The organism is Ureibacillus terrenus (assembly GCF_006569205.1).
Taxonomy (GTDB): domain Bacteria; phylum Bacillota; class Bacilli; order Bacillales_A; family Planococcaceae; genus Ureibacillus; species Ureibacillus terrenus.
The window spans coordinates 102,542-113,686 of the sequence record NZ_VIGD01000011.1 but is presented as its reverse complement, the minus strand read 5'-3'; the positions used below and the strand labels follow the sequence as shown (position 1 = coordinate 113,686).

At 41.2% G+C, this 11,145-nt stretch carries 13 protein-coding genes; 9 read left to right on the top strand and 4 right to left on the bottom strand.

What is annotated here, in order from left to right; translation table 11 throughout:
* Window positions 1-239 precede the first annotated feature (239 nt).
* Together FKZ59_RS09780 and FKZ59_RS14760 are read left to right on the top strand one after the other, a co-directional pair.
* Window positions 240-1,355, top strand: coding sequence for an IS4 family transposase (locus FKZ59_RS09780; RefSeq protein WP_141602574.1), 1,116 nt, complete (start codon window positions 240-242; stop codon window positions 1,353-1,355).
* 227 nt (window positions 1,356-1,582) lie between these two features.
* Window positions 1,583-1,732, top strand: a complete 150-nt coding sequence (locus tag FKZ59_RS14760) for a hypothetical protein (RefSeq protein WP_181733255.1) — start codon at window positions 1,583-1,585, stop codon at window positions 1,730-1,732.
* Between the two features lie 156 nt (window positions 1,733-1,888).
* On the opposite strand, the gene FKZ59_RS09775 is transcribed toward FKZ59_RS14760, so the two are convergent.
* Window positions 1,889-2,638, bottom strand: a complete 750-nt coding sequence (locus tag FKZ59_RS09775; protein ID WP_141602573.1) for a hypothetical protein — start codon at window positions 2,636-2,638, stop codon at window positions 1,889-1,891.
* 278 nt (window positions 2,639-2,916) lie between these two features.
* On the opposite strand from FKZ59_RS09775, the gene FKZ59_RS09770 reads away from it, so the two are divergent.
* Window positions 2,917-3,213, top strand: a complete 297-nt coding sequence (locus FKZ59_RS09770) for a hypothetical protein (protein ID WP_141602572.1) — start codon at window positions 2,917-2,919, stop codon at window positions 3,211-3,213.
* A gap of 108 nt (window positions 3,214-3,321) precedes the next feature.
* Here FKZ59_RS09770 and FKZ59_RS09765 read toward each other — a convergent pair whose 3' ends face one another.
* Window positions 3,322-3,927, bottom strand: a complete 606-nt coding sequence (locus tag FKZ59_RS09765; protein WP_181733254.1) for a PepSY domain-containing protein — start codon at window positions 3,925-3,927, stop codon at window positions 3,322-3,324.
* Window positions 3,928-4,363: 436 nt separating this feature from the next.
* Between FKZ59_RS09765 and FKZ59_RS09760 the strand changes: the two genes are divergently transcribed.
* The gene (locus FKZ59_RS09760; protein ID WP_141602570.1) at window positions 4,364-5,209 is read left to right on the top strand and encodes an SDR family oxidoreductase; all 846 of its coding nucleotides are present in this window, start codon (window positions 4,364-4,366) and stop codon (window positions 5,207-5,209) included.
* A 343-nt stretch (window positions 5,210-5,552) separates the two neighbouring features.
* Here the strand turns inward: FKZ59_RS09760 and tatA (FKZ59_RS09755) are convergent, their stop codons facing one another.
* Complete coding sequence (gene tatA / locus FKZ59_RS09755; RefSeq protein WP_141602569.1) at window positions 5,553-5,768, bottom strand: twin-arginine translocase TatA/TatE family subunit; 216 nt, start codon at window positions 5,766-5,768, stop codon at window positions 5,553-5,555.
* A gap of 18 nt (window positions 5,769-5,786) precedes the next feature.
* On the bottom strand, window positions 5,787-6,545 hold the full coding sequence (tatC, locus tag FKZ59_RS09750; RefSeq protein WP_141602568.1) for a twin-arginine translocase subunit TatC: 759 nt from the start codon (window positions 6,543-6,545) through the stop codon (window positions 5,787-5,789).
* 326 nt (window positions 6,546-6,871) lie between these two features.
* Here tatC and FKZ59_RS09745 point away from each other — a divergent pair, with 326 nt between their 5' ends.
* The 5 genes from FKZ59_RS09745 (at window position 6,872) to FKZ59_RS09725 (ending at window position 10,982) form a co-directional block, all read left to right on the top strand.
* On the top strand, window positions 6,872-7,591 hold the full coding sequence (locus tag FKZ59_RS09745; RefSeq protein ID WP_246045859.1) for a gluconate 2-dehydrogenase subunit 3 family protein: 720 nt from the start codon (window positions 6,872-6,874) through the stop codon (window positions 7,589-7,591).
* 13 nt (window positions 7,592-7,604) lie between these two features.
* Window positions 7,605-9,320 carry a GMC family oxidoreductase gene (locus FKZ59_RS09740; RefSeq protein WP_141602567.1) on the top strand — a complete coding sequence of 572 codons (1,716 nt, stop codon included), beginning with the start codon at window positions 7,605-7,607 and terminating at the stop codon, window positions 9,318-9,320.
* Between the two features lie 24 nt (window positions 9,321-9,344).
* Complete coding sequence (gene tatA, locus FKZ59_RS09735) at window positions 9,345-9,515, top strand: twin-arginine translocase TatA/TatE family subunit (RefSeq protein ID WP_096550910.1); 171 nt, start codon at window positions 9,345-9,347, stop codon at window positions 9,513-9,515.
* 414 nt (window positions 9,516-9,929) lie between these two features.
* Complete coding sequence (locus tag FKZ59_RS09730) at window positions 9,930-10,226, top strand: DNA-binding protein (protein WP_141602566.1); 297 nt, start codon at window positions 9,930-9,932, stop codon at window positions 10,224-10,226.
* A 6-nt stretch (window positions 10,227-10,232) separates the two neighbouring features.
* Window positions 10,233-10,982: a Dph6-related ATP pyrophosphatase gene (locus FKZ59_RS09725; RefSeq protein WP_141602565.1), complete on the top strand. Its 750-nt coding sequence runs from the start codon at window positions 10,233-10,235 to the stop codon at window positions 10,980-10,982.
* Window positions 10,983-11,145: the final 163 nt, after the last annotated feature.

The window sequence follows — 11,145 nt, the reverse complement described above, 5'->3', positions numbered from 1 at the left end:
AAATTCTGCAAGTACGCCCAAAAAAGGACAAACAGAATATTTGTAAACCAAAGATACAAAATACCCCAATTTATTTGGGTTTCTTTTAAAACTCTTTTTAATAAAAATCTAATTTTGCAAAACTCTCTATTAAAAAGACTCACAATCTTCACTTATTTTATTTTGTGAAAAGAAAAAATCCTTTATAATGGATAAGTCAGGTGGTAACCCGTCCAAATCCACTAAAAAGGACCAAACTCATGGACAAGATTACACGAAAAACTTCATTTGGACAATGGTTTTCGCCAATAAATCTTCAATTATTTGAAGAACAGGTGAAAACGATGAAATTAGATTACTATACGAAAAAATTAACGACAGAGTCATTTCTAAAATTACTGCTTTTTGCGCAATTGGAAGAAATCGAAAGTCTCCATGTGCTAAGCGATTGCCTTTTTGATGACCAACTTCAAAAAGGGGTCGACCTTCATTCTATTAGTATTTCACAGTTGTCACGGCGATTAAATGGTATAAACCCAGATCTATTTCAAAAACTTTTTCTTGATTTAGTCGCAAAAATTCATGCCAAAACACAATACACAAAACGGGTCATGCCTTTAAAAATCATTGATTCAAGCACGCTGCCACTTAATTTGACCAATCATAAATGGGCGAAGTTTCGCAAAACAAAGGCTGGTGTAAAGCTGCATTTGCGCCTTGTGTTTATGGAAAAGGGGATATCCTATCCTGAAAAAGCTTTGATGACAACGGCAAGAGAACATGACCGTGGACAGCTTGAAATCATGGTGGATGACAAGGAATGCATGTATGTGTTTGACCGTGGCTATCTAGACTATGAGCGCTTTGATCGTATGACGGATGACGGCTACTTCTTTCTTTCCAGACTACGGAAAAACGCTGTTATACGGGAAGTTTATGATTTTAAACTACCCGAAGATACGAGTGTTTTGTCGGATCAAATGGTATTGATTGGCACCACTCAAAACCGTGCTGAAAATGACTTTCGCCTTCTAACAGTGATGGATTCAAAAGGAAATGAACGCCATTTAATCACAAATCGTTTTGATTTAAGCGCCGAAGAAATTTCCGAGATGTACCAATCACGATGGGCTATTGAACTGTTTTTTAAATGGATCAAACAACATCTCAGCATCAAAAAATTCTATGGTCAAAGTGAATGGGCGATTCAACATCAAGTATTTATCGCACTTATTGTTTTTTGCCTACATGTTCTGGCACAAATCGAAACAAATAGTACGCGAAAAACCTTACAAATTAGCCGTTATTTAAGGGCTGCATTGTGGAAACCAGCACATATCTGGCTTCGAAAAATTGAAGGAAAAGCCATCCCTTAATAAGTAAATTGTCGTCGTCGCACAGGTCTAATTGTCAATAAATTTCCAAATAGATGGAGTCACCTTTAATTGGGTATTTACCTTTTTGGCTCTAAACAGGAAAAATAATAAAACTGAAAATTACGACAATATTTATGCAACACTAGTGGTTCCGTTTCCAATATGGAAAACTACCCGCCTAAACAGTCATCATAGTATTCAGGAAAGATATAAGGGGCGCAAAAGAAATGATCCAATTTTGCCGTGATGCCAACTTGCCCATCAGCGAAGATTCAACGTATTATGCCATTATTGAAAAACTGGAAGAAAACGAAAAAAACGCAATGAACCAGATGATTCGTCTTTATTTCCAAAACAATGGATTCCCCAAATCATAAAAAACCGGTTGATTTTATAAAATTCCAGGAATTTATGGAACGATATTACAAAAGCCTTTCCCTGACGTCGGATTTTTATCACAAATGGCTATTCGGAGACGTCAAAATCTTGTGGGAGATTTTGACGTCTGTTGTTTGATTATGGGGGAATGCCAATTAATCCTCCGCAGCCGGTGTAAATACCCGTATATGGTGGTCCGCAATGTCCATAAATAAGTAATCGTGGCGGTGGAAAATGGCTCTTGTATGATTATTCCATTGAAAATCATATTCTTTCACTTGATTGGTTTGGAATTTCCATATCCGCATCCGCTCTTCTTCCAGAAAGACACCGCTTTGATACGTTAAAGCAAAGGCAAGGACATTTCCCGTATGAAAAGGAATCTTGATTGATTTTTCCATTTTCAATTGGTGATTGAAGAAAATCAACTCATCCTTTGACGGATCGATGCAGGCATAAGGCTTGAACCGAGCAAATAGGGCATCGTACAAAAGATGATGGCGTAAAGCGAAATCTTCCAGTGAAGTGACGCCTTTCCCCGGTTCCGCATAGTTTAATATATGTTTGCCCATCCCTTCGCCGAAAACCCCTTGGTCGCTGTAGGTACAGATAACCCCATTTTTAAAAGGGAATAAATCCGAAATGCAAGGGCCTGCTTCCATTTCATCCATTAATTCTCCGGTTGGCGTATAGAAGGAAAGTATTGGACCCCGCAAAAGGCAAAAATGGTTTTCCGTCCATCGGATCATGGAATGTCCGGTTGGCAGGCGCAGGATGGTTTCGCCATTGAGCCGGACAAGATTTTCCCCTTTTCCTTTCAATAGCGCAATCACATCCCCTTTTTTGCAATCCGCATCGAGAATTTCGTAATTGGTTGTGAAAACGATTTCTTCCATTATTTGCATAAACTCAACCATCCTTTTTATGAAAAAATGAGTATTTAGTTTGATGAATCGAACAGAAAGATGCCGAAAAAAAAAATAACAATTTGTATAATGTGTAAGTTCCGACAATCTTTTCGGTTAAACGGGTTTTGGAAATATCTTAGATATTCCATATTTTGTTGTTTTTGTATTATCGTAGTTATACATAGTTTTGCATAAAAAGAAGAATTAAACTACCCTTTAATCTGAAACCGCATCGTACACAATCAATAACACTAATACAAAAAATAGATGTAGAGATGAATCAATACAAAGATATACTAGATGCGTGGATCACGATTGAGCGATTATCCGAAGCTCAATCAATAAGAAGGACCGGTCTTTTCAGCTGTTATTCCAACAATGCAGCCGTTCAAAATATTGTAAATGAAATACCTAAAACAGAAGAAATAAGTAATGAATTTCTGGAAGAACTGATTAAAGCTGATTATTTCACTGATATTGCAAATAGCCAATTAGAAAAGAATTTTTTGAAGGGAACCGGTTTAAAATCAAACAAACGAAAATTAATGATGACAATTGTTGCGCGTGTTTAGAGAAATTTAGTGTTGATTCCCCCCTTCCTCAATTAAAAAAGTAAGCGCCAGATATCCCGGGGAGGGCCTGGCGCTTTGTGTAAAGAAGATCCGTTTTCAGTTTTGTCCTTAATCATCCACATCCACTTTCAAAATTTCTCCGGTTTTTGCGTCGATTTTCACATCGATTTCTGCGGCTTTTGTTCTAAATTCTACTTTATAAATTTGCATTCCATATTCTGCGTCAAGGGACCAGCCGATTGGAGAAAGTCCTTGCACATCCCGGACTTGCGAAGCGATCGCGATGGCTTCGCTTGGATCCATAACGTTTGACAAATCCAATATTTCATCTGTTCCTTTGGTTCTTTCAAATTCTTTTTTGTCAATTTCTTTCGTCATGGGATCGATTTTGAGTTCATACTCTTTCGATTGATCAAAACCTTCGATATCGTAATACAATCTTCCATAGCCGGTTTCCAAATCAACGGATTCAATGTTGGCATTTGGATAAATATCATTAAAAATCTTCAATGCCTCTGAGAATGTTACTTTTGGATTTACGACATCAAAGTCGACGGATATACTTCCTTGCGTTGGATTTTGAATTGGATTTGTTTGGTAATTATTGTTGGGAATATTGGTATTATTCGCTCCGTTTCCAATTCCTTCCTGATTTGAGTTGCATGCGGCCAATAAAAGCAATGTGCATCCTAATACCGCGATTTTTTTAAACATAAACATCCGCTCCTTAATTTTTTATATTTTTTCAACTAGAAAACCTTTTACAACCATCATCATTAGAACCTTGTCAAAATAAAGTTTTTTACCTATCCTCCCCGGGTTCGGATTCCGTTACTGAGATGTAACTTTAACCGCTACATGTCAGTGTTTCAAAGGTTCAAACCGATACCTTTTCTCTTTGATTATCAAGATAACATTGGTTTCTGAAAATAATATGAAATATCAGGGAAACGGATCAGATAAGAGGGGATGGGACAAGCAAGCGGAACGAAAGCCGTCAATTGAGGCTGTTTTTCTTGCGCAAATCGGGTTTTTGCTCATGCGTGTTTTCATCCCGGCATGGTTTCCTGATAATACCGGATTTCTTTTTGGAGATGATTGCCTTTCTGTTTTATAATGATAAAAAAAGGAAAGAAGCGGGGGAAAATCGATGAAGTATCTGGTAACCAGTGCAACAGGCGATTTGGCGGGGAGAGCCGTAAAACATTTAAAAAATTTCGTTCCGGTTTCTGATATTGTGGTAACGGTGCGGTCGGAGGAAAAAGCCAAAGCTTTCAGGGATCAAGGGTTGGAAGTGCGGATTGCGGACTTTTTGGACAAGCCGTCATTGGTCGAAGCCTTCCAAGGAATCAATCGCGTCCTTTTTGTATCGTCCAACGATTTGGCGACACGAAAACAGCAGCATCAAAACGTGGTGGAAGCCTTAAAAGAAGCCGGGGTTGAGTATGTGGTGTATATGAGCGCTCCAAATGCGCAAAACAGCACGCTTGTGGTAGCGCCCGACCACAAGTTTACGGAACAACTCATCATGGAATCCGGCATGGATTACGGATTTGCCCGCAACAATTGGTACCTCGAAAATGAAGTGTTCATGTTGAAAGCCGTGAAAAATGGCGCTCCGCTCACTTATTCCGCCGGTGATGGCAGGGTTTGCTACGCGTTGAAGGAAGATTATGCGGAAGCGGCTGCGCGGATTTTGGCCGGAGTCGCTCCAAAACAATCCATTTATGAGCTTGGCGGCGAACCGATCACTTATGAGCAATTGGCGCAGATTGCAGAAAGAGCCCTTGGCCGGGAAGTGAAAACCAATCCGGTTTCCGATGAGGAATTTGTGAACACATTGGTGGAATTGGGCTTGCCGAAAGAAGCGGCGCAATTCTCCGTCATCGTCCAAAAGGATATCCGCAACGGATTGCTGGATGTGCCAAGCGATGATTTGGAAAAGGTGTTGGGAAGAAAGCCTGCGCCGTTTGATGAGTTTATTCGTTCAATATAATCCATCCATATAGGAATCAAAACCACGAAATGCCAAAATTTCGAGGTTTTATTAATAGCAAACTCAACCTTTTATTAAATTAATATATCTTAAGAAACAAGAATGTTTTTGAACATAAATAATCAGATGAGAATCGAAATAAATGATGGAAATCGAATATATTTAAAATGGCATCGGGAAAACGTCTTCAAGCAGAATAAAAAAGATAAGTGATGTTTGATAGCCAAAAAACTGGCCCATCCATTCCGCATTCGTAAAATTCATGAGAAATGGATGGGGCCGTCATTAATTAAATATAACTAGGAAAGATTATTCAATTTCATAACAACGCAGAATGATAATTTTAGTTTACAGCGGTTGTATTCTTTTTTCTTTCCTCTTTCCCCTCTTCCAGCTTAAATTCTTCCGCCACATCCTCGACAATGGCGTTTGTCGAGGATTTGAATTCCCTCAATGTTTCCCCGACAGCTCTTCCAAGCTGCGGCAGTTTTTTTGGGCCGAAGATGATCAAGGCGATGACCAAAATAATGATTAATCCTGGAACACCGATATTCATCATTGTTAAATCCCTCCAACATTATGAATCGTTTTGATGTATCATGTGTCCTTTCAAGTTTTTTGCATGTTTTCTCTTCATGGACCAACTAGAAATCCAGATGCTGATTTCAAACAGAAGCAATAAAGGAATGATAATCAAAAAATCCGAAATGAAATCGGGAGGAGAGATGGAGACTCCCGTCACCACCAAGATAAAATAAGCAACTTTTCTCATGTGCTTCAATTTTTCAGGGGTCACAATCCCTGCATTCGTTAAAAACAAAATGACGACCGGCAATTCGAAAACGGCTCCCACCGGAATGGTTAAATTAAACAATAAAGAAAAATACTGATTGATTCCATAAGTTTCCGTCGCCCCGATGGATTGATTAATCTTCGATAAAAATTCAAGCATCATTGGGAACAAGATAAAGTAACTGAAACCGATGCCGACGAGAAACAATAAAAACGAAACCGGGATGAAGATCATGGTATATTTTGCTTCTCTTTCGGTAAGGCCGGGTTTTACAAACAGCCAGATTTGATGCAGGGCAATCGGCAGTGAAATCAAGAGCGCCAATAGAAAGGCACATTTCAGGTAAATCATGATGCCATCCGTATATCCGAATAAGTTCCATTCCACTCCGGCCGCGGATGGCCGTTTTTTTAATAGCAGGAGCAGCTTCGGAGCAAACCAGCATCCTGCCGCAAGGGAAACGGCAAAAGCCCCGGCAACGATGATTAACCTCTTCCTTAATTCCTCCAAATGTTCAATCACGCTTTGTTCTTTGTTTTCCATTCTTTGCTATCACCCGCTTTGCAAACAAGGAACCAAATATGGAAATTCAGAATTTACTACATTAAATGAAACAATCAAGACTTCTATTCATTATTCCTCTTAAAATTGAAAAAAATTTGAACTTTCAGGTCATATATAATACTCCATATTCTTAAAATAGGAACAAAACAGAAGAATCATTGAGGAGTGGGTGAGCGGGGGGAAAATAGGAAATAAGAGGTAATGAAACGTTTAAATCTTTTTGAGTAATCGCTCAATCATTATTTGGTTCTAGGTCATCCATGTCCTGTTTCTTCACATTTAGCAGAAACTGAGGGGGATTAAGATTGGTAACGAGAAGAGAATTTTTAAAAGGCGCCGGGATTGCCATCGGGGGAATGGCATTGGGAGGCGGAATAGTTGCCGGAATTGGCAGCATGGCACATCCATCGACTAAAGAAAAGCATCATTTCAAAGAACTTCCGGAATATAACAAGGCATTGATGTTTTTCACGCCAACAGAACATGCCGTCATCGAGGCCGCCGCGGAAAGAATTTTTCCAAAGGATGAAAATGGACCAGGCGCGAAAGAATTGCTCGTTTCTTACTACATCGATCATCAATTGGCAGGCGCCTGGGGCAATGGTTCCAAAGAATATCGGCAAGGACCTTTCTATCCGGGCGAACCGACCCAGGGGTATCAAGGGCACTTGAACAAACAACAAATTTTCCGATTGGGCATTGAAGCTCTCCAAAACGAAGCAAAGAAACGATTCAACCAATCTTTCACCAGCTTGGAAGGTTCACAGCAAGATGAGATTTTACAAGCTTTTGAAAAAGGGGAAGTCGAAATCAAAGGGGTTTCTTCATCCTATTTCTTCTCGCTGTTGCGCAGTGCGACTTTGGAAGGCGTGTATGCCGATCCGTTATACGGTGGAAACCGCAATATGGAAGGATGGAGAATGAAAAAATTTCCGGGACATCAAATGAGTTTTGCAGACATTATCGATAAAGACGAATTTGTTGTGATTGAACCGCAAAGTTTACATTCCCAACATCATAAATGAAAGGTGATTGCATTTGGCGAAAGAATTGAAAAAGACGGATGTTGTGCTTGTCGGAATGGGATGGACAGGAGGAATTTTGGCGGCCGAATTGTCCAAAAAAGGCTATAAGGTTGTCGGATTGGAGCGGGGGGCCAACCGGACGCTCGCCGATTTTCAAATGATGCATGATGAGCTGCGCTTTGCCCACCGGTTTGAAATGATGCAGGACCTTTCCCAGGAAACGATTACTTTCCGGAACAATATGAAAATGCGGGCATTGCCGATGAGACAATACGGTTCGTTCTTGTTGGGGAATAACGTGGGTGGTGCCGGAACGCATTGGAACGGACAAACATTCCGCTTCTTGCCATATGATTTTGAGATATATACAAAAACTGTGGAGAGATATGGAAAGTCCAAAATACCGGAAGACATGACGCTGCAGGATTGGGGAATCACCTACGAGGAGTTTGAAAAATACTACGACATGTTTGAAAAGACCATCGGCGTATCCGGAGATGAAACACCATTGGGCGCGCCGAGATCAAATCCATTCCCTACGCCTCCGATGAAGAAAACTCCAGCCCTCGAATTATTCTTCGAAGCAGCGAAAAAATTAAACTTGCACCCATACATGATGCCTTCCGCCAATTTATCCGAAAACTACACAAATCCGGACAACATCTCGCGTCCCGCTTGCCAATACTGCGGTTTCTGCGAACGTTTCGGCTGTGAATATGCCGCAAAAGCCGATCCGCTGAATACGGTGATTCCGGTTGCGTTGAACACAGGCAACTTTGAATTGCGCACGCACGCCAATGTGGTGAAGATCCTCCATCAAGATGGAAAAGCGGTTGGAGTCAAATATATTGATACGATCACAAGGGAAGAATATATCCAACCTGCGGAAGTGGTGGGCATTACGAGCTATGCGTTAAATAATGTGAGGCTCCTGTTGATTTCAAAAATGGGCAAACCATATGATCCGAACACGGGTACAGGGGTGGTCGGCAAAAACTACTGCTATCAAACATTCGGCGCATCCGCACAGGGCTTCTTTGAGAATAAACAATTCAATTTGTATGCCGGCGCAGGAGCATTGGGGGCTTGTCTTGATGATTTCAATGGCGACAACTTCGACCATTCGGATTTGAACTTCCTCCACGGGGCCAATATTTCCATCACCCAGACCGGCAGAAGACCGATCGCCAACAATGCGACGCCTCCTGGTACGCCATCCTGGGGCGCGGAGTTTAAAAAACAATCCATTAAATATGCCAACAGTGTATTAAGCGTCGGTGCCCAAGGAGCAAGTTTGCCATACCGGCACCATTATCTCGATTTGGATCCGACTTATAAAGACGCTTTCGGCCTGCCGTTATTGCGGATCACCTTTGATTTTGAAGAACAGGATCGTCAGCTGGTGGCGTATTTAGGGGAACAAACGGAAAAAATCATGAAAGAGATGGGCGCGGACATTATTCAAGCAGGAAAAACGTTGGGGCCTTATAATATCGTTCCTTATCAATCCACCCACAATACCGGTGGCGCCATCATGGGGTCCAGCCCGGAGACGAGTGTATTGAATAATTATTTGCAAATGTGGGATTTTGAAAACGTCTTCATTCCGGGGGCCAGCGCATTCCCCCACAACTCCGGCTACAATCCGACAGATACGGTGGGGGCATTGGCATATCGCGCGGCTGAAGGAATTGATTTATATCTGCAAAAGGGCGGATTATTGGTTTAATGTTTTGAATGAGGCGGTGATTGTTTGAGTCTACCCTCCATTGGAATACCGGGACTCATCATTATTTTATTCATAGCCATCTTGTTATTTGGCCCAAGTAAATTGCCCCAATTGGGTAGGGCAGTCGGGGAAACCTTAAGGGAATTTAAAAATGGGACAAAGAAAATCGTGGAAGAGAATCAAAGAGATGAGTAAGATGGCGCGGCTACCTGGAAACGGCCAGTTTTCCGGGTGGCCTTTTTCGTTTTCAATGGATTTGGATGAGGGGAAGGCAGTTTCAATTATAGAGTTCCCTTCATTCGTGCGTATATAAACTTAATTGGTGCGGATGGTACAGCATTTAGTTCGGATAAAGTATCGATTCGTGCGTATGGTAACCCCTTTGGTGCGGATAGAATCCAAATTCGTGCATATAGAGACCCTTTTCGTGCAGATAAAATCCCAATTGGTGCGTATAGTTCCTTTTTTAGAGCGGAAGAAAATGATCCCCTCCTTTATGCGAATACAAGCCAATATTATTTCCTCTTTGGATACAAATACACATTCAATTTACATTGGAGACTGTGGTAAAATATGGTTAACAACATCGTTATCAAAGGAGGAAAAGGGTTGGATTGGAATTATTTCATTTTAGCATTGGGAATTGCGGCAGCTGGATATTTTATTGGGGAAGGTTTAAAGAATTTCAAAAGACCCGATGTACTGGATTCATTGGATGATGACGATTACGAACTGATCAATGAACGGGATGTGCATTATTTTATGGGGATTTCCAAAGAAGATGCAAAATCATTGATCCAGGAGCATCCTGACATTCCGCATATTTTGATCAATGGCAAAGTGTATTATCCAAAGGCCCAATTGCGTGAATGGTTATTGAATCTGGGGATGGAACAACAAAAATAATTTTGAATGATTCAACCAAACGATATCCAAGCCCGGCATGATGAAAAAATTATTATAGAAAGAAAGGCTGTATGTAAAGTGAATGATTGGATTACTAAAATAAAGAATAAAAAATTTATCGCATCCTTCAGCGGTGGAAAGGACAGTACGCTCGCTTTATATAAAGCCATACAAGCAGGAGAACCGGTCGGACTGATCGGGATGCTGGATGAAACGGATCACTTCTCCTACTCCCACCGATTGTCACCTGAATTTTTGGAAGCGCAAGCCCGTGCCATAGGCTGTCCCATCTTTACACGCGCCGCCAGCTGGACAACCTATGAAGAAAAGTTCATCCAGCTATTGGAGGAGGCAAAGGAAAAAGGGGCGGAAGTGCTCGTAACCGGCGATGTGGACGTACCTGACCACGGTTCTTGGCACGAAAACGTCGCGAATAAGGTGGGGCTTGATTTATGTATGCCCCTTTGGCACAGAGAGCGTCGAGAAATTGTCGAGGAATTTGTTGATTCTGGTTTTGTGGCCATGGTGACAACAGTGAATTTATCAATGGGTATGCGCATGGATGACTTGGGAAGAATATTGACCCGTGATTACATAGAGGAGCTTGTGGAACGGTCCATCGATCCATGCGGGGAAGCAGGGGAATTTCATACAACGGTGTTGGATGGTCCGATTTTTTCGGCGCCGATTCAAGTGGAAAAGTTGGACATCATTCGTAAAGATGAATATGCCTTTTTGCCGTTGAAATTGAAATAGTAATAAATATCGCATGCTTAATGCAGTTAGCAATGTCCCTGAACTTTTTGGTTATCCAAAGGGCGCTACATTTCGGTGCATCGAATTATTGCCATTTTTTCACAACATAAAACCATTCCCACCGGCGGAAACGGGCATGAAAAAATATGCAAGTTTCTGAATT